The 23,399-nt window shown below is 71.1% G+C and carries 21 protein-coding genes; 10 read left to right on the forward strand and 11 right to left on the reverse strand.

Annotated features, from left to right (window positions below):
• Nucleotides 1–31: 31 nt before the first annotated feature.
• From OG519_RS31500 to OG519_RS31510, 3 genes are all read left to right on the forward strand, one after another.
• Nucleotides 32–2,281 (forward strand): histidine kinase dimerization/phospho-acceptor domain-containing protein, encoded by a 2,250-nt coding sequence (locus tag OG519_RS31500; protein ID WP_405591161.1) that lies wholly within the window; start codon nt 32–34, stop codon nt 2,279–2,281.
• A 124-nt stretch (nt 2,282–2,405) separates the two neighbouring features.
• Nucleotides 2,406–3,203, forward strand: coding sequence for an aldo/keto reductase (locus tag OG519_RS31505; RefSeq protein WP_405591164.1), 798 nt, complete (start codon nt 2,406–2,408; stop codon nt 3,201–3,203).
• 222 nt (nt 3,204–3,425) lie between these two features.
• Entirely contained in the window at nt 3,426–4,055 is a 630-nt protein-coding gene (locus OG519_RS31510; protein WP_405591166.1) for an HAD-IA family hydrolase, read from the forward strand.
• A gap of 72 nt (nt 4,056–4,127) precedes the next feature.
• On the opposite strand, the gene OG519_RS31515 is transcribed toward OG519_RS31510, so the two are convergent.
• From OG519_RS31515 to OG519_RS31525, 3 genes are all read right to left on the reverse strand, one after another.
• Nucleotides 4,128–4,316, reverse strand: coding sequence for a hypothetical protein (locus tag OG519_RS31515; RefSeq protein WP_405591169.1), 189 nt, complete (start codon nt 4,314–4,316; stop codon nt 4,128–4,130).
• Nucleotides 4,317–4,698: 382 nt separating this feature from the next.
• Nucleotides 4,699–5,724, reverse strand: a complete 1,026-nt coding sequence (locus OG519_RS31520; RefSeq protein ID WP_405591172.1) for an iron-containing redox enzyme family protein — start codon at nt 5,722–5,724, stop codon at nt 4,699–4,701.
• Nucleotides 5,725–5,741: 17 nt separating this feature from the next.
• The gene (locus tag OG519_RS31525) at nt 5,742–6,413 is read right to left on the reverse strand and encodes a HemK2/MTQ2 family protein methyltransferase (RefSeq protein WP_405591175.1); all 672 of its coding nucleotides are present in this window, start codon (nt 6,411–6,413) and stop codon (nt 5,742–5,744) included.
• A 242-nt stretch (nt 6,414–6,655) separates the two neighbouring features.
• On the opposite strand from OG519_RS31525, the gene OG519_RS31530 reads away from it, so the two are divergent.
• On the forward strand, nt 6,656–7,072 hold the full coding sequence (locus OG519_RS31530) for a hypothetical protein (protein WP_405591178.1): 417 nt from the start codon (nt 6,656–6,658) through the stop codon (nt 7,070–7,072).
• Between the two features lie 129 nt (nt 7,073–7,201).
• On the opposite strand, the gene OG519_RS31535 is transcribed toward OG519_RS31530, so the two are convergent.
• Both OG519_RS31535 and OG519_RS31540 read right to left on the reverse strand, forming a co-directional pair.
• Nucleotides 7,202–8,230, reverse strand: coding sequence for a polysaccharide deacetylase family protein (locus tag OG519_RS31535; protein ID WP_405591181.1), 1,029 nt, complete (start codon nt 8,228–8,230; stop codon nt 7,202–7,204).
• 472 nt (nt 8,231–8,702) lie between these two features.
• Nucleotides 8,703–9,866, reverse strand: a complete 1,164-nt coding sequence (locus tag OG519_RS31540) for a helix-turn-helix transcriptional regulator (RefSeq protein ID WP_405591184.1) — start codon at nt 9,864–9,866, stop codon at nt 8,703–8,705.
• 44 nt (nt 9,867–9,910) lie between these two features.
• Here OG519_RS31540 and OG519_RS31545 point away from each other — a divergent pair, with 44 nt between their 5' ends.
• From OG519_RS31545 to OG519_RS31560, 4 genes are all read left to right on the forward strand, one after another.
• Nucleotides 9,911–10,924: a methyltransferase gene (locus tag OG519_RS31545; RefSeq protein WP_405591187.1), complete on the forward strand. Its 1,014-nt coding sequence runs from the start codon at nt 9,911–9,913 to the stop codon at nt 10,922–10,924.
• A gap of 198 nt (nt 10,925–11,122) precedes the next feature.
• Nucleotides 11,123–12,100: an NAD-dependent epimerase/dehydratase family protein gene (locus tag OG519_RS31550; RefSeq protein ID WP_405591190.1), complete on the forward strand. Its 978-nt coding sequence runs from the start codon at nt 11,123–11,125 to the stop codon at nt 12,098–12,100.
• A gap of 175 nt (nt 12,101–12,275) precedes the next feature.
• On the forward strand, nt 12,276–12,458 hold the full coding sequence (locus tag OG519_RS31555; protein ID WP_405591193.1) for a hypothetical protein: 183 nt from the start codon (nt 12,276–12,278) through the stop codon (nt 12,456–12,458).
• A 161-nt stretch (nt 12,459–12,619) separates the two neighbouring features.
• Entirely contained in the window at nt 12,620–15,127 is a 2,508-nt protein-coding gene (locus tag OG519_RS31560) for an ATP-dependent Clp protease ATP-binding subunit (protein WP_405591196.1), read from the forward strand.
• Nucleotides 15,128–15,197: 70 nt separating this feature from the next.
• On the opposite strand, the gene OG519_RS31565 is transcribed toward OG519_RS31560, so the two are convergent.
• Nucleotides 15,198–15,995, reverse strand: a complete 798-nt coding sequence (locus OG519_RS31565; protein ID WP_405591199.1) for a LysM peptidoglycan-binding domain-containing protein — start codon at nt 15,993–15,995, stop codon at nt 15,198–15,200.
• 477 nt (nt 15,996–16,472) lie between these two features.
• Between OG519_RS31565 and OG519_RS31570 the strand changes: the two genes are divergently transcribed.
• On the forward strand, nt 16,473–17,345 hold the full coding sequence (locus OG519_RS31570; RefSeq protein ID WP_405591202.1) for a polysaccharide deacetylase family protein: 873 nt from the start codon (nt 16,473–16,475) through the stop codon (nt 17,343–17,345).
• A 24-nt stretch (nt 17,346–17,369) separates the two neighbouring features.
• Here the strand turns inward: OG519_RS31570 and OG519_RS31575 are convergent, their stop codons facing one another.
• The 5 genes from OG519_RS31575 to OG519_RS31595 all read right to left on the reverse strand — a co-directional run bounded on the left by OG519_RS31575 (nt 17,370) and on the right by OG519_RS31595 (nt 21,610).
• Nucleotides 17,370–17,732, reverse strand: coding sequence for a hypothetical protein (locus OG519_RS31575; protein ID WP_405591205.1), 363 nt, complete (start codon nt 17,730–17,732; stop codon nt 17,370–17,372).
• Entirely contained in the window at nt 17,729–18,592 is an 864-nt protein-coding gene (locus OG519_RS31580; protein ID WP_405591207.1) for an extradiol ring-cleavage dioxygenase, read from the reverse strand. The genes OG519_RS31575 and OG519_RS31580 overlap by 4 nt, the downstream gene beginning before the upstream one ends.
• 45 nt (nt 18,593–18,637) lie before the next feature.
• Nucleotides 18,638–19,498: a citryl-CoA lyase gene (locus tag OG519_RS31585; protein ID WP_405591210.1), complete on the reverse strand. Its 861-nt coding sequence runs from the start codon at nt 19,496–19,498 to the stop codon at nt 18,638–18,640.
• Nucleotides 19,491–20,687: a CaiB/BaiF CoA transferase family protein gene (locus OG519_RS31590; protein ID WP_405591213.1), complete on the reverse strand. Its 1,197-nt coding sequence runs from the start codon at nt 20,685–20,687 to the stop codon at nt 19,491–19,493. Before OG519_RS31590 ends, OG519_RS31585 begins: the two co-directional genes overlap by 8 nt.
• Before the next feature lie 107 nt (nt 20,688–20,794).
• Nucleotides 20,795–21,610, reverse strand: coding sequence for an IclR family transcriptional regulator C-terminal domain-containing protein (locus OG519_RS31595; protein ID WP_405591216.1), 816 nt, complete (start codon nt 21,608–21,610; stop codon nt 20,795–20,797).
• A gap of 203 nt (nt 21,611–21,813) precedes the next feature.
• Between OG519_RS31595 and OG519_RS31600 the strand changes: the two genes are divergently transcribed.
• Nucleotides 21,814–23,262 (forward strand): amidohydrolase family protein, encoded by a 1,449-nt coding sequence (locus OG519_RS31600; RefSeq protein ID WP_405591219.1) that lies wholly within the window; start codon nt 21,814–21,816, stop codon nt 23,260–23,262.
• Nucleotides 23,263–23,399 lie beyond the last annotated feature (137 nt).

The following is a 23,399-nucleotide window of genomic DNA, read 5'->3' on the forward strand; positions in this document are numbered from 1 at the left end:
CCCGAAGGGGGGATGTGAAGGGAGGCGTGCGGTGGACCGTGGCCAGCTACGTATCTACCTCGGCGCGGCCCCGGGTGTCGGCAAGACCTACGCCATGCTGAACGAGGCGCACCGCCGGGCCGAGCGCGGGAAGGACGTCGCCGTCGGCTTCGTGGAGACCTACGGGCGGCCCTCGACCGAGGCGCTGCTGACCGGTCTGGAGGTCATCCCGCGCGCCACCCTGCCCTACCGGGACACGACCTTCGCCGAACTGGACGCCGACGCGGTGATCGCCCGGCGGCCCCAGGTGGCGGTGATCGACGAACTGGCGCACACCAACATCCCCGGCTCGCCCATGGCCAAGCGCTGGCAGGACGTCGAGCGGATCCTCGACGCCGGCGTCACGGTGCTCTCCACGGTGAACGTCCAGCACCTGGACTCGGTCAACGACGTCGTCCGGCAGATCACCGGGGTGCCGCAGCGCGAGACCGTCCCCGACGAGGTGGTCCGCCGCGCCGACGAGGTCGAACTGGTCGACATCACCCCGCAGGCGCTGCGCCGCCGGATGGCACACGGCAACATCTACGCCCCGGACAAGGTCGACGCCGCTCTCACCCACTACTTCCGGGTCGGCAATCTGACCGCCCTGCGCGAGCTGGCCCTGCTGTGGCTGGCCGACAAGGTCGACGACCAACTGGACGACTACCGGGCCGACCACAAGATCGCCGCGACCTGGGAGGCGCGGGAACGTGTCGTCGTCGCGCTCACCGGCGGCCCCGAGGGCGACACCCTGATCCGGCGGGCCTCACGTATCGCCGAGCGCACCAGAGGCGCCGACCTGCTCGCCGTGCATGTGGCCGGCGGCGACGGCCTCGCCGCCGGCGGCTCCCCAGGCGGCCTGGAGGACCAGCGGGTGCTGGTCGAAAGCCTCGGCGGCACCTACCACCAGGTCATGGGGGACGACATCCCCACCGCGTTGCTCGACTTCGCCCGGGCGGTGAACGCGACCCAGTTGGTGCTCGGCGTCTCACGCCGGAGGCGATTCGGACAGATGTTCGCACCCGGAGTCGGGATGACCACGACCGCGCGCTCCGGGCCGATCGACGTCCACCTCGTCACCCACGAGCAGGCCGGTCTCGGACAGCCCGAGTCCGGGCGCCGGGAGGGGGGCAAGCGCGGCAAGTCCAGCGGCGCCGCCACCGACGCGGCGGTGCTCGCCGTCCTGGCCGGCGGCGGGCTGCGCGGCGAGAGCAGCCTCGACGCGCTGCTGGAGCGGCTGCTGGAGACGTTCGATCTCGCGTCGGCCGCGCTGCTCGAACACCGGCCGGGAGCACCACTCACACCGGACCGCCAGCGCGACCCCAGGCACTGGCGGATCGCCGCCTGCGCCGGGCCCGAGCCGTGCGCCAGCCCCTATGAGGGCGATGTCGACATCCCGGTCGGCCGGGAACTGACGCTGATCCTGCGCGGCCGGACCCTCGCCGCCGCCGACCGGCGGGTCCTGGAGGCGTACGCGGTGCAGGCCGCCATCGCGCTGCGCCTGCAACGTCTCGAGGAGGAGACCGAACGGCTGCGGCCGGTCGCCGAGGCCGACCGGGCCCGTACCGTGCTGCTCAACGAGGCCGGGCACGATCTGCGGGTCCCGCTGACCGCCGCGGCGACCGCGGTCGAGGAACTGGCCGGGGCCGGCGCCACCGGTCCCACGGCCGGCACCGACGCGGAACGGGCCGCGCTCATCAGGACCGCGCGGATCTCGCTCAGGCGTCTTGACCGGCTGGTGGGCAGCCTGCTGGACGTCAGCCGGGTGCAGGCGGGCACGCTCGGCGTCGACGCGCAGCCACTGGCCGTCGAGGACATCGTCTCCGGCGTGCTGGACGGCCTGGCGCCCTCCTGCCACCACGTCGACCTGAGGATCCCGGACAGCGTCCCGGAGGCACTGGCCGATCCGAAGATCCTGGAACGGATCCTGGTCAATGTGATCGCGCACGTCCAGCACGTCAGCCCACGCGAGGAGAACGTGCTGCTGACCGCGAGCGCCCACGCGGGCCGGGTCGAGCTCCGTGTCGTCGGCCACGGTGCGGCGCGGCGGGATGCCGGGGATTCCGGCATCACCCTCGCGCGGGCGCTCGCCCACGCCATGGGCGCGACCCTTCAGCCCGAGGAAACCCCAGGTGGCGGCCTCACCATGACTCTCGGCCTGCCCGTCGCGCTGCCGCCGGCCGCGTCGCTCGACGAGTCCGACCAGACCGCCCATCCGGCGGTGGTCGACCGCGTCACCGACTGGCGGGCCCGTAACGGCTGACCGGGTCCGGACACGAGGGGGGTTTCGATGGCGGAAGCCGGGGATGTGATCTTCTAGGCACAGATGGCCGGACCTCCGCCGACCGGCGGGGACACCGGCCCCATCGAGACGATCAAGGAACCGCATGTCATCCACCGCAGTACCCGACGTCACACTCAACAACGGTGTCAAGATCCCGCAGCTCGGCTTCGGGGTCTATCAGATCCCGCCGGAGGACACCCGGGAGGTGACCCTCGCCGCGCTGGAGGTCGGCTACCGGCACATCGACACCGCACAGGCCTACCGCAACGAGAAGGGGGTCGGCCAGGCGGTCCGCGACTCCGGGATCGACCGCGCCGAGATCTTCGTCACCAGCAAGCTGACGGGCAACGCCCACGCGCACGACGACGCGCTGCGGGCGTTCGACCGGACCATGGACGAACTCGGGCTCGACTACCTCGACCTCTTCCTCATCCACTGGCCGGTGGCCACCGACGGGGACTTCGTGGACACCTGGAGCGCCCTGGAGGAGATCGAGCGTTCCGGGCGGGTCAAGGCGATCGGGGTCTCCAACTTCGGGCAGGACCACTTGCGCCGCCTGATGGGGGCCAACACGACCGTGCCCGCGGTCAACCAGATCGAGGTGCACCCCTACCGCACCGAGGACAGCCTGCGGGCGTTCGACGCCGAGCACGGCATCGCCACCGAGGCGTACTCGCCGATCGCCCAGGGCAAGGTGCTCAACGACCCGGTGATCAGCGGGATCGCGGCCCGGACCGGTCGGTCGACCGCCCAGGTGACACTGCGCTGGCAGCTCCAGCGCGGTGACATCATCATTCCGAAGTCGGTCACGCCGCAGCGGATCCGGGAGAACTTCGAGCTGTTCGACTTCGAGCTGACCGAGGACGACATGACGGCCATCACCGGTCTGAACAAGGCCTGACCGGTCGGCGGTCGCCCGCCGCGACGCCGGCGCCCCCCTCCCTCGGGAGGGGTCGCCGGACCGGCGCCGGCAACGGCCGGGCACCTCACACGTGTCCGTGCTTGCTTGACGCGTAATCTCCCGTCGCGACGCTGGGCACCACCGCTTGAGCCGGTCGTCGCCGGAGGTCTCGACGGGCGGATCGCCACGGCCGCTCACCACCGACCGCACTAGGGTTTCTCCATGACAACCAGCAGGGGCCTCGTCCTCGACTTCGGCGGTGTGCTGACCACCCCGCTGCTTCCCGCCGTGTTGGCCTTCGAAAAACGCGAGGGACTGCCCGAGGGGGCCGCGATCACCGCGTTGTACCTGGACGAGGAGGCGACCCGCCGGACCCATGAACTCGAGCGCGGCGCGATCACCCAGGCCCAGTGGAACACCGACGCCGCCGCCAGGCTCGGTGTCCCGCCGGACAACCTCATGGGCCGGATGTTCGCCGATCTGCGCCCCGAGGCCTCGCTGATAGCCGCCGCTGCCGCCGCGCGCCGGGCAGGGGTGAAGGTCGGCGTGCTCTCCAACTCGGCCGGTCTCGACCCGTGGAACCTCTACGACGGCTACGACCTGGAGCGGTTGTACGACGCGGTGGTGATCTCCGAGGAGTGCCGGCTGCGCAAGCCGGAACCGGAGATCTTCCAGCTCATGCTCAAGATGCTCGATCTGCCCGCCGAGCAGTGTGTGTTCGTCGACGACACGGAGCAGTATCTGGCCCCGGCTGCGGAGTTGGGCTTCACCACCGTCCACGCCCGGGAGCCGCTGGAGACGATCGCCCGGCTTGAGACACTGCTGGGCGTGCCGCTGACCGACGCGGTCTGAAGGGGCGTACCGCTCGACGCGGTGTGCCCCTGCTCGACGCTACGACGTCATCCGTCACTCGTCCTGCCGTCCTTACAGGCCCAGGTCCATGGCCAGGCAGTTGAAGTGGTTCCACGACGCCTCGGGGTCGTACGCGCTTTTCGCCGGGTCGTTCGGCGCGACCTGGGTCTCGACCATGTCCTCGTGGCGCACCCGCTCCGGCAGCTTGCCGAACCGTGCGAGGCGCGTGGCGGCTCCGTCGGTGATGATCCTGATCTCCATGGCCGGCTCCACTCTCTCAGTGCGGTTCGCGCCGTCTGTGTTTCTGGCACACACCTTCGCAGCTAGCGCGTCACCGGTCAAGGAGGTGACGAGTCAAATGAGGGGGCCGACGAGGCCGAGGAGGCCGGCGGGGTCGAGGGGGTCGCGCCCGACCGGGCCCGCAGCATCCTGGCGGCCGTCCGGGGCGGTGTGGTGATGCTGCGGGCGACGGGCGGATCGACTACCTCACGGCCGCCGTCGCCGCCGCCATCGAGCCGCTGAGGCCGACGGCGGTGCGAGCGGCGCTCTGACCCCGGGGACCAGTGATCCCACTGGGTGCACCCCGAGCGGCGGGAGGCGGCGCCTGAGCACGCGCCGCCCGCCGCTCGTCTAGCTCGTCCGCTCATCCGCCGTCCGGGGCCAGGGGCAGCCGCAGCGCGCTGCGGCTGCCCCGCCAGGAGCGCAGCAGCGCCTCCCCGAGCCGCTCGTCGAGCAGGCCGGTGGCCTCGATGCCGAAGGCGACATCAGCTTCGAGGCGGGGCTCCGCGGCCAGCAGCGGGGCGATCACCTGGCGCTTTACCACCTGCTCGTGGACGGCGTCGGCCTCGACGTGTTCCTCGTAGAATCTCGCCGCCGCCGGGCCGGCCCCGATCCGGCGCATCGCCTGGGCGAGGCGCCGCGACCCCGGCGACGAGGTGATCTCGACCGCGGCGAAGTGCCCGATGAGGGCGCCCCGCAGGGCCCGGTGCAGTCCGAACAGCGACATCAGGTTGACGGTGGCCAGCGCCTCGGCGGGCGCGGCGTCGAGATAGCGGCCGTACGCGGTGTCGAGACCGAGGTCGAGCATCAGTTCCGCGTAGAGCCTGGCGTGGATGTGCTCGGCCCGGCCGGCGCCGAACTCGTCGAATTCCACCGCGACCATGGCGGCCTTGGCCGGGCCGTGCAGCCGGGGGATGACCCAGGCGTGCGGGTCGGCTTCCTTGAGGTGGTACAGGGAGCGCAGGGCCGCGTATTCGCGTACCTGGTCGGCGGCGGCCTCGTCCCGCAGATAGTGGCCGACCCCGTCGCCCTCGTCCTCGACGGGTTCGACCAGGATGCGGCCCAGAGCGTCGGAGGCGCTCACCGTGCCGGGAACACCGGCGCGCAACGCGGCGAGAAAGGACCCTTCCAGCGCCTGCCGCAGATTCAGCAGACCGGGGTCCCACTCCTGATCGTCGTCCACTCCTTCGAACCCCTGATAGTGCAGTTCGTAGAGGGTGTACAGGGCCAGTTGCAGATCGTCGCCGTAGGGATCGGCGCTCGCCACCGCCGGGGCCGGCGGCGGTGGCCCGTGCTCGCCGCGGAGCCGGCCGAGCACCGCCGAGGACAGGTGTCCCCTGTCCGCGGGGAGCGCGGGCGCCGCCGCGCGCGGCTCACGGAAGGTGGTCATGGCGGGGTCCCGGGTCCTCAACGGCGCTCGGCCCGGATGACCACCAGCTCCTCCGCCTCCTGGTTTCCGCCCAGCAGACCGCGCAGGCGCAGCCATGGCGCCCGTGACCGCAGCACCGGGCCGAAGGGCACCAGCTCCCGGTCGGTGATCTCGGCCGTGAGCCCGGCGCGCCGCAGGTGGTGGAGCGTGGTGTGCGCGCCGCTGAGCCCGGAGTGCACCATGAGCAGTACGCCACCCGGTCGCAGCATCGTCGGGGCGGCGCCGCAGATACGGTCGATGACCGCCCGGCCGTCGTGACCGGCGTCCCACGCGCGGGCGATGCCGCGGACCGGCGGTTTCCCGGCCGGGGCGGGGACGTACGGCGGGTTGCTGACCACCATGTCAAACGTATGGTCGAGCGATGCCAGGTCCGCGAGGCGCACGGTGACCTTCTGCCGGGTCAGCGCGGCGTTCAGCCGGGCACAGGCCACCGCGCGCCGGGCGATGTCGATGGCGGTGACACATGCCCCGGTGCGCGCGGCACACACCGCCAGCGCTCCGCTGCCCGTGCCGATGTCCAGCACGTCCGTGCCGGGCCCGATGTCCTCCCTGCCCATCGCGCGGATCAGCGCGCGGGTGTCGTGCTGCGGGACGTACACACCCGGCAGCGTCAGCAGCCGGTCGGGGCCTCTGCTCAGTGGTATGGCCATACGGGCATCACCTCGTACGTGTCGTCGACCTCCGCGAGCACGACGGCCGAGCCTCTTCAGGGTCCCCCGGGTCCGGCCGGAGCACCACCGGGCGGGCGACGCGGCCCCGCTGTCCCGCGACCGCCACCGACTTTCGGTCGCCCGGTGAGCGGCGAGTTGCCGTCCCGACCGCAGTAGCGTGGAAGCAGGAGGCGCGGGAGCAAGCCCCGCGCGGTGAACGCGCAGGTGGAAGGGGCCGCCGGGTGGACGCGGATCGAGCCGGACGTCTGACGGAGCAGCTACAGGCCCGCAGGGTCATGGCGCATGTCGAACACGCGGGTGTCTACAAGCACGGGATCCGGGTGGTCCTCGACAAGAACATCGAGGCCCTGTGGAACGTGGACGGCGCCGCGGGCCTGGACGCGGAGATCGTCAGCGACGGAGTGCTGATCGGTTTCGTACCGCATGTGTCGGGGTCGGAGAACTTCACCGACGAGCAGATCGTGGAGTGCATCGCGACCACCCGCTACACCCTGGAGGGCCTGCACCCTCCGGCGGCCGAGGGGCCGTACCGGCCGGCCCAGGCAGGAGGGCGGCCCTCGTCGGCCGCGCCTTTGACCCCGCACCCGGTGGCGGGGCGGCGCCGCTGGACCGACCGCTTCCGGCGCCGCGGGCGCTGACCGCTCTGGTCGTTGTTTTCGTGGTGATCCCGCCCTGGTCGGCCGCTGGGCGCACCCGTGGCGCGGCGGTCTGCGGCCGCCGCGCCACGGGTGCGGTGAGCTGGGGTGTCAGGGGCCGGCTGGAAGGAGTCAGCTGGAGGTGCAGGACACGCTGGGCCAGGTCCAGGTGCCGTTGGTCTGGAGCGTGACGCCCCAGGTGTTGCCGCTGCCGTTGGGCTTGGCGGTGAGGACTTGGGCGCTGGGGTAGCTGGCGGCGATGTTCCAGGTGGCGATGATCTTCTCGGGGGAGGGGACGTTCATGGTCACGGTCCAGTTGCTGGAGCCGGTGACGGCGACATTGAGGTTGTAGCGGTCGCTCCACTGCTGGCCGGCGGAGAGCGTGGCGGTGCAGCCGCCGCCGCCGGTACCGCCGCCGGTGCCTCCACCAGTGCCGCCGCCGGTCCCGCCCCCGGTGCCGCCGCCGTCAGGGGCCACGGCGCGGCCTGTCTGCGGGGAGATCATGCCGGCGCACAGGCCGCGTGCGGCCAGGCCCTGGGCGATGCGGGGGATCGCGGCGAGGGTGTTGGCGGGCCACTCGTGCATCAGGATGATCTGGCCGTTGGTGAGCCGCGCGTTGGCCTGCACGATCGCGTCGGTGCTGGCGCCGTTCCAGTCCTGCGAGTCGATGTCCCAGATGATCTGGGTCAGGCCGTACTTGGCCTCGACGGCCTGAAGCGTCGAGTTGGTCTCACCGTACGGCGGGCGGAAGAGCTTCGGTGTGCCGCCGCCCGCGCTCGCGATCGCCTGCTGGGTCCTGGAGACCTCCGAGTCGATCTGCGCCTGGCTCTCCTGGATCAGATGCGGATGGGTGTAGCTGTGGTTGCCGACCCACATCCCGGCGTTGACCTCGGCCTGGACCTGGGACGGGTAGGAGGCGGCGTACTGCCCCTCGTTGAACACCGTGGCCCGTAGACCGTTCTGCTTGAGCGCGTTGAGCAGGCTCGGCGTGTGGTCGTTGGACGGGCCGTCGTCGAAGGTGAGTCCGACGTATCCGTTGCAGGTGGCGGCGTGCGAAGGGGTGGCGTCGACGCTGAGGGTGACGACGCTCGCCACGGCCGTGGCGGCGACGGCCAGTCCGGTGAGCAGGGAGCGTAAGGGCCGATGCGGTGCGGTTCGCATGTGGGGGGACTCCTCGTGGTCACGGTGCGGACGGGACGGGGCATCGATCGGTGGGGCGGTCGATGGCTCCGGCTCCGGTTCTCCGGACGGAGCTGACGGAGCTGACGGAGCTGGGGTCAGGTGCGGTGCGGGAGACGGTGGGCCAGGTCCAGGTGCCGTTGGAATGGGGGGTGGTGCCCCGGGAGGGGGAAGGCTGTCGACGGCGACAGTGTTGGTCCGGCTTCGCGGGACTGTCAACGCTTTCGGCAGGAGTTGCGAAAGCTGCGTTGCGGTCGGTGATCTCTGAGCCTGGTGTTCAGCCTGCTCAATGGCCCTGCGCGGCCGAACGGACGTGGTCTGCCGGGCAGGGATGGTCGAAAAGATCTCTTTCCGGCCGTCAGAACCGCCGAAAGTTTCGGCCAGCCGCGGGTCTCCACGACGGGCGGCGGCTGCTCACCCCGTCCGGGCACGCCGGATCAGCGGGCGTCCCCCTTCACCGCAGGCCCTTGAGATATTCGCTCGGCGCCAGGCCGAACTCCTGCTGAAAGAGTTTCGCGAAATAGCCGCCGTTGGCGAAACCCCAGCGCTCGGCCACATCCCGGATGTTCGCCGCCCCGCCCACCGTGTCCAGTTCCCGCTTGATACGCCGCAGTCGGGCTGCCCGTATGTAGGAGGCGACGGACTGGTCGGCGCCGGAAAAGGCCCGATAGAGGGTGCGCTCCGATACGTGCAGTGCCGCCGCGACCCCGGCCGGGGTGAGACAGGGATCGCCCAGCCGGCCGTCGATGAGGTTCCTGGCCGCGGTCGGAAGCCCGGGGTCTTTCGCGGGCGCGTTCTCCTCCAGCACCGCGGCGGCCATCCGGACAATCGATTCATTGACGCTCAGCAACGCTTTACGGGACAGGGCGGGCCCGTTTTCCAGACGTAGGGCGAGGGTCTGGAAAAGATCGAAGAGCACGTCCGCCGCGCTGTCGGGAGGGGCGAACTCACCCTTCGGCCGGAGCAGTTCTTCCGAGAGGCCCAACTGCTTGAGGTGCAGCCGGGGGACCGCTATCAGGCCGATGTTCTGATAGAGCGGGGTGTGGCAGGTGAATCCCCGCTCGGTGGAGAAGGCATAACTGTCTCCGGGCGCCAGGTCCATGGTGTCGTCCCCGAACCGCACCCACCCCCCGCCATCGCTCACCCGGGTGAAACCGATGAAATCCCCGGCGATTCCCTCCTTCCACACGGTCGAGGATGTCGTCCGCGCGTTGACGAACGCCACCGGGCCGACCGTGCACGTCAGCAGCCCGAAGGCGAAGTCCCGCAGTTCCAGCCAGTTGTGGCGGACCTGTCCGACCCCCAGGGCGGACTCGACCACTTCGATGTCGGCCCGGTCACTCAGGGCTTTGAATTCACGACGGTAGGTTGACACATCCGGCGACACGTACGCGCTCCTCATCGGGTGGCCGGCGGGCTCCTCGGCGCCGCGGCACACGGGTCCGCCGCGGGCGGCCCCCTCTCCTGCCATACGAACGAGCGGGGCACCGAGTTCAACCGGCGAGGTAAAAACCTCGCTCCCGGTCCGGCCCCCGGACAGTTTCCTGGCGCTGGATCGCCACAGGTTGGCAGGGGATTTGGTACCTCCGCCGGCGGCCTGCGCGATGATCTCCAGCACGGGGGTACCACGTCACCATATTTCTCCGATCGGGAGCGCATATCATGGCCAGTGCGGAAACGACCCTGCCGGCAGCGGTGCGGATGCAGCAGTTGCTGACCGGTTTCGAGATATCCCAGGCATTGTTCGTCGTCGCCGAACTCGGGGTGGCGACGGAACTTCTCGGCGGACCGCGGCGGGTGGATGACCTGGCGGCCGTCGTGGGCGCCGATGCCGACGCGCTCGCACGGATCATCCGTGTGCTGGCACAGGACGGGGTGTTCCGTACCTCCGGTGACACCGTCGACATCACCGACCTCGGGCGCACGCTCGCCGACGGCCCGGCCGATTCCGTCCGGAGCGTCGCCCGGTATTTCCGGCAGACCCATTACGCGCCGTTCGGGAATCTGCTGGACACCGTAAGGACCGGTGAGCCCGCGGCGACGGTCTTCCTCGGCAAGCCCTTCTTCGACTGGATCAACGAGAACCCGGAACTCGCCGAGTTGCAGAACCAGGCCATGGCCGGGTTCACCCAGCACGCCCGCGGTAACCTGCTGGCCGTCCATGACCTCCCCGAGGGCGCGATCGTCGCCGATATCGGCGGAGCGGACGGCACCTTGCTGGTGGAACTGCTCGCCGGGCGTCCCGAGCGCAGGGGCATCGTCTTCGATCTGCCGAGCACCGTCTCCGCGGCCGGGCCGACGGTGCGGGCCGCCGGGCTGGCCGAACGGGTCGAGATCGTCGCCGGGGATTTCTTCACCGGCGTGCCGGTCGCGGACGTCTATGTGCTCTCCGCCGTCCTCCAGGACTGGGACGACACCTCGGCCCTGCGCATTCTGGGGAACGTCGCGAAGGCCGCCCCGGCCGGTGCCCGGCTGGTGGTGATCGACATGGTGGTACCCGAGGGCGACGTCCCCCACCCCACCAAGATGATCGACATCACCATGCTCGGGATGCTCGGCGGTCGCCAGCGCAGTGAGTCCGAGTGGCGCCGGCTCCTCACCGCCGGCGGCTTCGCCCTGCGGCGGATCACCGCGGGCTCCGGGCTCTACTCCGCGCTCGAGGCGACCGTCGCCTGAGCCGGCGCCGCTCGGCCGGGCCGGCCTTCCACCGGCCCGGCGGAGCGGCGGGGTTCAGTAATGATTGACTTCGGGTGATTCTTTTGGTCTGGTGCAGAGCGCACCGCCTCCGGCTCGGGCGCCGGGCGGGCGATGGGCCAACACCCGCGCGGCACGAGGTTTCGTGCTGCCGCGCCGAGACCTCCCGGAGGAACTGCAATGCGCGTCGTGGTCATCGGCGGAACCGGTCATGTAGGCGGCTTCCTGGTGCCGCGGCTCGTCCGACACGGGCATGACGTGACGGTCATCACCCGCGGCCCGAGCGACCCCTACCACCCGGACGCCGCGTGGAAGGACGTCCGCAGGGTCCACGCGGACCGGGCGGCCGAGGACGCCGCCGGCTCGTTCGGCAAGCGCGTCGCCGGATACGGCGCTGACGCCGTGGTGGACATGGTCTGCTTCACCCCCGACAGCGCCCGGCAGCTCGCCGAGGCGCTGCGCGGCGTCACCGCTCACCTCGTGCACTGCGGCACCGTATGGGTGCACGGCGTGCCGACGGAGGTGCCCGTCCGCGAGGACGCCGCACGCAAGCCGTTCGGCGACTACGGGGTGAACAAGGCCGCCGCGGAGGACCATCTGCTGCGCCAGTCGGCGCTGGGCGGCACACCCACCACCGTTCTGCACCCCGGACACATCAGCGGTCCGGGCTGGGTGCCGGTCAATCCGGCGGGCAACTTCGACCCGGCGGTGTACGGGGCGCTGGCCAGGGGTGAGGAGGTGCTGCTGCCCAACGCGGGCCTGGAAACGCTGCACCATGTCCACGCCGACGACGTGGCGCAGGCCTTCGAGTCGGCCCTGCACGATCCCGCCGCGTCGCGGGGACGGGCCTTCCACATCTGTTCCGAGCAGGCGCTCACCCTCCGGGGGTACGCGGCGGAGGTGGCCGGCTGGTTCGGCCGGCCGGCCCGGCTCGCCTTCGCCCCCTTCGAGCAGTGGGCCTCGGCCGTCGACGCGCAGGCGGCCGACATCACGTACGACCACATCACGCACAGCAGCAACGTGAGCATCGAACGCGCGCGCCGGCTGCTCGGATACGCGCCGCGGTACTCCTCGCTTCAGGCCGTCCGCGAGGCACTGGCCTGGCTGGTCGCCGAGGGCCGGGTGGACACGGGCGGGCAGCCCCTCAACCCGGCCTGATCGGGGGGCCCTTGCCGAGCCGGTCCATCCGCCGTCCGCCCGGCGAAGGGCCGGCCCGTACCGGGAGAACCCGGCCCACCGGTCAAAGCTCAAGTTCCGCTCACCTCGGGCATGGAATCGGTCCGCCCGGCGCATACTGCGGGAAAGACCACCAGGACCGAGCACGGGGGAAACGATGAAGCACCTGCTCACCCGAACCGTCACCCTGATCAGGGACACGATGTCCGGTCGCCGCCGGCTGGCGAGGTACCAGGACCCGGAAGCCCATCGCCGGGCTGCCCACAACCCCGACCTGGCGATCGTCAAGCACTACATCCCCGGACCTGGGAACCCGCCGAGGGGCGGCGCCGGCATGTAGCGGCCCGGTGCCACCGGCGCCCGGCCGCCCGAGGCAGATGGTATGAACAAGGACAAGTAGGGCATACGCCGAAGAAGGGAGACGTCCACCGGAACAGTGCGCAGCGGGTCGGCCGGGGAGCAGTGCCTCGCCGTTCGGCCGGGGCGCCGGAATGGTTGGCTATGAGCAACGGCTTCACAGGGCCCGAGGGATCCGGCCAGGACCCGTTGGCCGACTTCTTCGCCCGCCTCGGCGGAGGCCAGCGGCACATCGACATCGGGCGGCTGATGAGCGGCCCGGCCCGGCAGCTCGTCGGCTCGGCCGCCTCCTACGCGGCGGAGCACGGCAGCGGTGAACTCGACACCGAGCATCTGCTGCGCGCCGCGCTGAGTGTCGAGCCCACCCGCAGCCTGGTCGCGCGATCCGATACCGACCCCGACCGGCTCGCCGCCGAGATCGACCGGCACGCCGGCGACGCCTCGGGCCGCGGCGCACCCCAGTCGGTGGCCGTCACCCCCGCGGTCAAACGCACTCTGCTGGACGCGCACGACATGGCGCGGGCCTCGGGCGCCACCTACATCGGACCCGAGCACATCCTGATGGCGCTGGCCGCGAACCCCGAGGCGGCCGCCGGGCAGATGCTCAACGCGGCCCGCTTCGAGCCGGGCGCACCACGGCAGGGCCAGCACCGCCAGCCGGGCCGCCCCGAGCAGCGGGGCGGCAGCCCCACCCCGACCCTGGACCGGTTCGGACGGGATCTGACCGCCCAGGCCCGCGAGGGCAGCGTGGACCCGGTCATCGGCCGGGACGAGGAGATCGAGCAGACCGTCGAGGTCCTCTCCCGCCGGGGCAAGAACAACCCGGTGCTCATCGGGGACGCCGGCGTCGGCAAGACCGCCATCGTCGAGGGCCTCGCGCAGCGGATAGCCGACGGTGACGTGCCGGACACGCTCGCGGACCGCCGGGTGGTCGCGCTCGACCTGTCCGGTGTGGTGGCGGGCACCCGCTACCGAGGTGACTTCGAGGAGCGGCTGAACGCCATCATCGACGAGATCCGCGCGCACTCCGACCAGTTGGTGATCTTCATCGACGAACTGCACACCGTGGTGGGTGTGGGCGCCGGCGGGACCGAGGGCGGGTCGATGGACGCGGGAAACATGCTCAAGCCCGCGCTGGCCAGGGGCGAGCTGCACATCGTCGGTGCCACCACGCTGGTCGAGTTCCGCCGGATCGAGAAGGACGCCGCGCTGGCCCGCCGCTTCCAGCCGGTCCTGGTACCCGAGCCGACGACCTCGGACGCCGTGGAGATCCTGCGCGGCCTGCGTGACCGCTACGAGGCGCACCACCAGGTCCGCTACACCGACGAGGCGCTGCTCGCGGCGGTCGAGATGTCCGACCGCTACATCACCGACCGTTTCCTGCCGGACAAGGCGATCGACCTGATGGACCAGGCCGGGGCGCGGGTCCGGCTGCGGGCCGGCGCCAAGGGCGGCGAGGTGCGGGCGATGGAGCAGCAGATGGAACAGCTCACCCGCGACAAGGACCAGGCGGTGGCCGCCGAGCAGTACGAGCGCGCCACCGAACTGCGCGACCGCCTCGGCGAACTGGCCGCGAAGGTCGAGGCCGGGCAGAACCACCGGCCGACCGACGGACAGACCACGGAGGTCACCGTCGAGGACATCGCCGAGGTGGTGTCACGGCAGACGGGCATCCCGGTGGCCAGCCTCACCCAGGAGGAGAAGGACCGGCTGCTCGGCCTCGACGACCATCTGCACCGGCGGGTGGTCGGCCAGGACGAGGCGGTCACCGCGGTCGCCGAGGCGGTGCTGCGCTCCCGGGCCGGGCTGTCGAGCCCGGACCGGCCCATCGGCAGCTTCCTCTTCCTCGGCCCCACCGGTGTCGGCAAGACCGAGCTGGCCCGGGCACTGGCGGAGGCGCTGTTCGGCAGCGAGGAGCGGATGGTCCGGCTGGACATGAGCGAGTACCAGGAGCGGCACACCGTCAGCCGGCTGGTCGGCGCGCCGCCCGGATACGTGGGCCACGACGAGGCCGGGCAGCTCACCGAGGCGGTCCGGCGCCACCCCTACACGCTGCTGCTGCTCGACGAGGTGGAGAAGGCGCATCCGGATGTCTTCAACATCCTGCTGCAAGTGCTGGACGACGGGCGGCTGACCGACGCCCAGGGCCGTACGGTCGACTTCACCAACACGGTGATCGTGATGACCAGCAACCTCGGTTCCGAGGCGATCAGCAGGAGCGGCGCCACGCTCGGCTTCGGGTCCGGCGGCGCGGACGCCGACGAGGAAGGGCGCAGGGAGCAGGTGCTGCGCCCGCTGCGCGAACACTTCCGGCCCGAGTTCCTCAACCGGATCGACGAGACCGTGATCTTCCGCCGGCTCTCGAAGGAGCAGTTGCGCGAGGTCACCGATCTGCTGCTGGAGGAGACACGGCGCCGACTGCGCGCCCAGGACGTGACCATCGAGTTCACCCCCGAGGCGGTGGACCGGCTCGCCGAGAAGGGCCACCAGCCGGAGTACGGCGCCCGGCCGCTGCGCCGCACCATCCAGCGCGAGGTGGACAACCAGCTCTCCCGGCTGCTGCTCGACGGCCGGCTCACCTCGGGCAGCCATGTCCTGGTCGAAGCCGCCGACGACGGACTGCGGTTCCGTACCTCCCAGCCGGTGAACTGAGGCGGCCGCCGCCCCGGACCGGGCGGACCGGTCCGGGGCGGCGGCTCGGGAAACGTGCCTGGCGGCGGGCTTAGTACGGGCCGTTGACGTTGTCGATGGAGCCGTACACGTGGTACGCGTAGTTGCACGCGGCGGTGATGTTCGCGACCGGGTCGTAGATGTCGTTCGAGGTGCCCGGCACGTGGTACGCGTCGAAGGTCGGCTGGATCACCTGGAGCAGACCGATCGAGGGGTGGCCGGCCGCGGCGTTGGAGTCCCAGAGGTTGATGGCGTTCGGGTTGCCCGAGGACTCACGGATGATGTTGCGGTGGATGCCGTCGTAGCTTCCCGGGATGCCGTCCTGGGCCATGATCGCCAGCGAGTGCTTGATCCACCCGTCCAGGTCGTCGGTGTAGGTCTGGCCGGTCGCCGTGGACGCCGACGTGGCGGACGCGGTGACGGCGGAGGCGGTGGTCGCCGTGGTCGCCGTGGTCGCCGTGGCCGGGGTGGCCGCGGTGGCCGGGGTGGAGGTCTTGGCGGCCGCCTTGGCCGACCCGGCCGGCAGGGTCAGGACCTGGCCCGGCCGGATGATGTACGGGCTGAGGATCTTGTTGGCCGTCGCGATGGCCGGCCAGCCGCCGGGCACCTTCTGTGACCGGGCGATGCCGAAGAGCGTGTCGCCCGCCGTGACCGTGTACGTGGTCTTGGCGGACGACGCAGCCGACTGCGCGGTCGGCTGCGTGGTGGCGGGAGAGGCAGGGGGAGCGGTGGCGGCCTGGGCCGTCCCCGTCACGACCGCACAGGTCAGGGCGAACGTGCCGGCGACAACGGCGCCACGCGGGGAGAGCAGACGCGTCTTGATCGAGCGATTGAAGGCGGGAATGGGCATGGAGCGGACCTCGTTCCAGGGATTGCTTGTCCGCAGTTGCCGGTCCCCACGTCTGTCCGACCCGCATTTCGATTAGCGGTGCGCTGCGGCGAGCACATTCTTAGCAGTCGAAAAATGACCCGACAATTGCCCTTTGTGCTAAGCCGCTTAGTAGTGGGCTTTGCGCCGCCCGAATTCCGCTCCGTCATTTCCGCTGTTTCGCGGGTCCGCGACGCACTATCCCGCTTCGTAGGTGATGTACGTCCTATGCCGCGCATCACGCCGGATGTCTCGGAAAGGACACGGGCCGGTAGCAGCAGTTGGCATATGAATCGTAATCGATTGAATAACGAATCAGTCTCGATCGGAGCGGAGGGGCGATCGTGGAACCGGCGCACCGTGATCCGCATCCTTCGGGGTGAGCCCGTCTGGCACCTCCCGCACCGCCGTCACGTGCTCGGACAGCACGGTTCGACGACGAGACAGGACGTTCCCCTCATGCGCGCGAAAGCACTGCTCCCCGCCCTGGCCGTGGCCGCTCTACTGGCCGCTCTGCTGGGCACCGGCGGCTGCACCACCGGGCCGCCGGCGCCCGCCGGCAGCGGCTCTCCCGGCAGCGGCTCCCCGGTCGTGACGCACGGGGATCAGGAGGGCGGCGCGGGGAGCGATGCCAAGGCGGCCGCCGAACGGGCCGCGCGGTTCCGCGCCTGGGGCGTACCGCTGCTCGCGCTGCCGCCCCGCCCGCCCGCGGTGAAGCCGGTGCGGACGGGCGGCGCGGAGATACCCGTGATCAGTCGCGTTCCGACCGAGCAGAAGATCGTCTTCGTCACTTTCGACGACGGACTGGAGAAGGACCCCCGCTTCGTCGCGATGATGCGCGACCTGAGGATCCCCTTCACCATGTTCCTGACCGACGACATCATCAAAGACGACTACAGCTACTTCAAGCCGCTTCAGGCGCTCGGCAACACGATCCAGGACCACACCCTCAGCCATCCCGATCTGCCCACCGAGTCGCTCGCCCGGCAGACCCACGAGATATGCGCGCAGCAGAGCAGACTGGCGCGTGAATACGGCGTCAGGCCCGGCCTCTTCCGCCCGCCGTACGGAGATCTCAACGCCGACACGCGCGCCGCCGTGACGTCCTGCGGCGGTCTTCGGGCGATCATCCTCTGGCGCGAGACGATGCAGATCAAAAGGGTCACTTTCCAGGACCCCGGCCGGAAGTTCCACCCCGGCGACATCATCCTGGCGCACTTCCGCGGCCCCGCACAGCTCAAGGGCGAATCGATGACGAAAATGGTCGCCGCCATGCTGCGGGGAATCGCCGCCCAGGGCTACACCGTCGCCCGGCTGGACGACTACGTCTGAGCCCGCCCGGGGGTCAGCGGGGGCTCAGGTGGCGATGTCCGGGTAGGGCAGCGAGACGTGGGACAGGCGCCGGGCGTATTCGAGCTGGAAGCCGAGCGGCTCGGAGTGATCCCGCTCGAACAGGCCGATGAAAAGCGTCAGGGTGAGGAAGGGGTGGGCGCCCAGCTCGAAGAGTTTCGGGTAGTCGTAGGTGGTGAGCGCCAGCCGCTCGGTGTCGTCGAACGCCAGCCAGGTGGTGGCCTCGTCGGCCACACAGTTCAGCAGGCGGTTGGCGTACTCCTCCTCCCACCGCGCGACCGTGGCCACGGGGTCGGCGCGATAGCGCTCCACCAGGTCGGCGTCGCGGTCGACGGTGTAGAGGAACTTGTTCAGCAGGTACCTGCTCATGCCGGCGCTCCGTTCGGATACCAGGTGAAGTACGCCTCCATGGTGTGGAAGAGATCGAGCGTGTCCACGTAGTCGGCCTTTTGGCCCTCGCCGGCCACGCCCATCATCAGCATGAAGTCCATGAATCCATGGGTGGCGTTGCCCGGCAGGTGCAGGCTGTCCAGGCTGACCTCGCCCAGGCACTCCTCGATGTCGCCGCCGGCGATCCAGCCGACCGCCTTCTGGTCGAAGCGCGGGTCGGGCCCGGTCGGGCCGAACTGCCGCGGGCCGCCCAGTTCCAGCGACAGGTGCCCGGTGCCGATCACCGCGACCCGCAGCTCCGACGGCCAGGACTCGATCACCTGCCGGATGGTGCGCCCGAGCTGGACGAAACGCTTCGGCTGGGGGAGCGGCGGCGCGAAGATGTTGGTGTAGATCGGCACGATGGGCAGATCCGCCTCGGGGCGCAGCGTGATGATCGGGCAGGTGATCGAGTGGTCAATCCGCAGTTCATTGGAGAAGGCCAGGTCGAAGCCGGCGTCAAGACCCTCGCGCAGCACATGGGCCGAGAGGTCCTCCTGCCCCTTGAGCAGCATCCTCGGCAGCCCGAACTCCCGCTGCTCGTTGGCGAAGTTGCCGTCGTAGAACGGCGCCTTGCCGACCAGGAACTGCGGCATGTTGTCCAGCCACAGCTGGTGGAAGTGGTCGGAGCCGACCATGACGAGCACATCGGGGCGGGCCCGGGTGAGCGTGGCGCGGAACGCCTCGATCTTGCGTACCCACTCATCGGCGAACGGCGGCCGGTCGGCCCCTGAGGATGTGCTGGCACGGTAGTAGAAAGGATGATGGGTGGACGCGATCACCGCCACCAACTCGGCCATCTCTGCCCCTCCTTTGCTCGGCCGGGTGCTCTTGGGCGCCCGAGATCAGTGCTGCTGCGAACGGTCTGGCTGGTGCGGCCGGCTGGGCTGGTGCGGATACGGATCGGGTGCGACCGAGCGGTTGTTGAGGTCCACCGACAGGAAGATGTCGTTGCCGACGGGGTGGCGCAGCTCCTCGGCGAGCTGGCCGATCAGCCCGGCGGTACGGGCCAGCAGCGCGAAGCCGCGCAGCAGTTCGAGCGGCAGCCCGAGGTCGGCCAGCGCGGCGCCGCAGACACCCGCGCCGTTGAGCGGCAGGGTCTTGCCGAGCACCGGCGGATGCACCCGGCCGATGGCGCTGAAGAGGGCCAGGTGCGGGCCGAGGAGGCCCTCCTCGGCGGTGATCCGCAGCAGCCGCGGGGTGCGCGGGTCGCCCTGCTTGTGGACGTGGTGGCCGAGCCCGGGGACGAAGGCGCGGGCCTCGCGGCGCGCGGTCACCGTGGCCAGCGCCAGCGCGTCCCATCCGGCGTCGTCCGTCGGCAGCGGTCCTTCGACCGACTCCAGTACATCGTGCAGGAACCGCCCGCAGTCCTCGGTGACGCCGAGGAAGCGTGATCCGCCGCCCAACAGGCCTGCGGCCAGAGCCCCTTGGACCGAATCGGGCGCGGAGAGATAGGTCAGCCGGGTGACGATGGCGGTCGGTGTGAAGCCGTGGTCGGCCAGCGCCGCCAGCACGGCCTCGAACACCCGGACCTCTCCCGGGGCCGGCCGCCGCTGTGTCGCAAGCCAGAAGGCCAGTTCACCGAAGCCGACCGTGCCCATGACATCCTCGGCCAGATCGTGGCCGAGCAGGGTGATCCGGTCCGGTGACGACGCGCCGAGGGCGGTCTCGTAGACCGGCCGCGGGGAGTGGGGCTGCTCAGGCATCGGCTTCCTCCTGCGGAGCGGTCAGCCACGCGCGTAGTTCGGCGCCGTGCTCGTCGAGGGCCGGCGGCGGCCGCCGGTAGCCGACGGGGGTGGCGGAGAAGCGGATGGGGTTGCGGGTGGTCGGCACCGCCCGCTCGCCCTCGCCCACCTCGACCACCGGATCGAGCCCGAAGCGCTCCGCCATGGCGAAGCCGCCGTCGATGGTGTTGATCGGCCCGCAGGGCACCCCAACCGCGGTGAGGGCCTCGAACCACTCCACCGCGCCCCGGGTGGCCAGCTTCTCCGCCAGCAGCGGGCGCAACTCCTCCCGGTTCCTGGTGCGGTCCGCGTTGCGGGCGAAGCGCGGGTCGGCGGGGAGGTCGGGGAGCCCGAGGACGCCGCACAACCTGGCGAACTGCCCGTCGTTCGCGGCGGTGACGATCAGCTCGTTGTCCGCGGTGGGCAGCGGCTCGTACGGGAAGACACTGGGGTGGGCGTTACCCATCCGGAGCGGCACCACACCGCCGGCCACATAGGCCGAGCTGTGGTTGACCAGTCCGGTGAGGGCCGACGACAGCAGGTTGACCTCGACGTGCTGGCCGCTGCCGGTGGCCTCGCGGTGGCGCAGCGCGGCGAGGATGCCGATCACCGCGTGGTTGCCCGCCATGACGTCGAACACCGAGATGCCCGCCCGGTAGGGCGGCCCCTCCGGGTCGCCGGTCAGGCTCATCAGCCCGGAGATCGCCTGCACCATCAGGTCGTAGCCCGGCACATCGCGGCCCGCGCCGCTGCCGAAGCCGCTGATCGAGGCGTAGACGGCGCCGGGGTTGGCGGCGCTCACCGCGGCGTAGTCCAGACCGTACTTGGCCAGTCCGCCCGGCCTGAAGTTCTCGATGACCACGTCGGCGCGGCGGGCCAGTTCGCGCGCCAGGGCGGCGTCACCGCTGTCCCGCAGGTCGAGGGCGATCGAGCGCTTGCCGCGGTTGACCCCGAGGTAGTAGGTGGAGACCTCCTCGCGTACCGGAGGCATCCAGGCACGTGTCTCGTCGCCCTGCGGGCCCTCGACCTTGACGACCTCGGCGCCCATGTCGGCGAGCAGCATCGTGGCGTACGGGCCGGCCAGCACCCGGGAGAAGTCCGCGACCAGTACGCCCGACAGCGGTCCGGACGCGGGACCCGCTTCCGACGTGGTGTCGGCGGTGTCGTTCACCCGTTGCCTCACCTCACCCTGTTCGTACAGCGGACGCTTGTCCGAACCTGAGTCTGCCGCCGGGGCGGACGGCGGTCAAGGCCGGCCGCGCCGGAACCCGCTCCCGTTCAGGAAGCCGCCGGAGCGCCCGTCTCGACGTGCGGGACCTCCCGCGCCCGGGCGAAATCGGCGCTGATGTCGCCCGCGGTCTGGAGCAGCAGCGGCAGATGGTGCTCGAGCAGGCGCTCCACCGACGTCTCCGCCGCGTGGCAGTTGACGTTGACCCCGGCGATCACCCGGCCGGAACCGTCCCGCAGCGGCGCGGCCACCGATCTGATGCCCAAGGTGAGCTGCTCGTCGGTCAGCGCCCACCCGCGCGCCCGTACGTCCCGCAGCTCGGCGTCGCGCTCGGCCCGGTCCGGCTGCCAGCGGGCCACCAGGCCGGAGCGGGTCGGCTCGGCCAGCACCGCCTCCAGCTCGGCCGGCGGCAGGGCCGCGAGCTGCACCTTCCCCAACGACGTGGCGAGAGCGGGGAACCGGGTGCCGATCTGCACCGCCAGCGACACGATCTTGGGCACCGCGACCCGCGCCACGTAGACGATGTCCGGGCCGTCGAGCTGGGCGATCGAGCAGGATTCGCCGGTGCGCGCCACCAGGCGCTCCAGATGCGGCCTGGCCACGTCCCACAGCCCCATGGAGCGTATGTACGCGACGCCGAGGTCCAGGACCCGCGGGGTCAGCGAGTAGCCGCGGTCGGCCGCGCGGACATAGCCGAGTTCCTCCAGGGTCAGCAGGATGCGCCGGGCGGTCGGGCGGGCCAGCGAGGTGGCCGCGGCCACCTCGGTGAGCGTCATCACCGGAGCGTTGGGACGGAAGGCGGTGATCACATCGAGCCCGCGCGCCAGCGCCTCGATGAAGTCCGGACCGGTTCCCGCACGTGGCATGACACGACCTCCCTCGCGAGCTGACAGCACCCGAGCGTATCCGCTGCTGTCCGCGAGGCGGACATCGCGCGTCGGCGGAAGCGTTCCAGCCGGCTCCGACCGTCCATTGACATCGCCGGGAGCCCGCGCGAAGGTGGCCGCAAGCAGCCTCTGTCCGTTCAGCGGACGACTGTACGCAATGACGCGTGAAGGAGTGTGCGGCGATGAGTCATCCCACGAAGGACACCGCGGGCCGCCCTGTCGTCCTGCGGGGCGGCACCGTCCTGACGGTCGACAGCACCCGGCGGGTGCTGCCCGGACACGATGTCCTGGTCGTCGGCGACCGGATCGCCGCGGTCGGCCCCGAACTGGCCGTCCCGGACGGCACCGTGGAGATCGACGCGGGTGGCGGCATCGTGATGCCGGGCATGATCGACACCCACCGGCACCTGTGGCAGACCGCGATGCGCGGCTACGGCGCCGACTGGACCCTGACCCAGTACTTCGTCTGGTACTACCTCGAATGGGGCCGGATCTTCCGCCCGCGGGACATCCACGCCGGCAATCTGCTGGGCGGCTGGGAGGCGCTCGACGCCGGCGTCACCACCACCGTCGACTGGTCCCACGGGCTGCGGACCACCGAGCACGCCGACGCCGCCGTCGACGCCCTGACCGCGGTGCCCGGCCGCTTCGTCCTCGCCTACGGCAACATCCAGGACGCGCCCGCGAACTGGAGCGGCACACCGGAGTTCCGTGACTTCGTCTCCCGCCGGGTCACCGGCGGCGACCTGCTCGGCTTCCAGCTCGCCTTCGACGTCACCGGCGACCCCGCCTTCCCGGAGAAGTCCGCCTTCGAGGTGGCCCGCGAACTCGGCGTACCGGTGACGACCCACGCCGGGGTCTGGGGCGCGACCGGCGACGACGGCATCCGGCTGATGCACGAGCACGGGTTCATGACCCCGGAGACCGTGTACGTCCACGGGGCCTCGCTGTCGGCCGACTCCTATCACCGGATAGCCGCCACCGGCGGGTCCGTCTCGGTGTCCACGGAAAGCGAGCAGAGCGCGGGCCAGGGCTACCCGCCCACCTGGGCGCTGCGCGCCCACGGCATCCCGGTCTCGCTGTCGATGGACACCTCGGTGTGGTGGAGCGGCGACCTCTTCTCCGCCATGCGCAGCACCCTGGGCGCCGACCGCTCCCGCGAGCACCTGGAGGCGCACGCGCGCGGCGAGACCGTCACCCACGCCGCGCTGCGGGCCGACCAGGTCGTGGAGTGGGCCACCCGCGGCGGGGCGCGGGCGCTCGGCCGCGAGGGGGAGCTGGGGAGTGTCGAGGCCGGCAAGAAGGCCGACCTGGTGCTCATCAAGAACGACCATTCCCCCGTGTCGTTCCCGCTGCTCAACCCGCACGGGCACGTCGCCTTCCAGGCCCAGCGCGCCGATGTGCACACCGTGCTGGTCGACGGCCGGATCGTGAAGCGGGACGGCCGCCTGGTCGATGTCGACCTGGCCGCCCTCCGCCGGACCGTGGACGGGACGGTGGCCTACCTCCAGGACCAACTCGGCCCGCAGGCATGGCAGCAGGGCATGAACCCGGATGTGCCGGCGACGAAGGTGCTGGACAACCCGTACACGTACACCGACTACCGGAGCGGCACCACCCACAGCGGCTGACACCCGGCCCCGCGGCCGGCCGGCCGGTCCGGCTGGGTCGTACCGGGCGCCCCGGTGCGGCGGTCCGCGTCGCGACAGACGTCATCCGGCTGCCCACGACGATGCCCCGGCCACCTCGTGCGCCCGCCCGAGCGAGG

It is taken from the genome of Streptomyces sp. NBC_01190, from assembly GCF_045039895.1.
GTDB lineage: Bacteria > Actinomycetota > Actinomycetes > Streptomycetales > Streptomycetaceae > Actinacidiphila.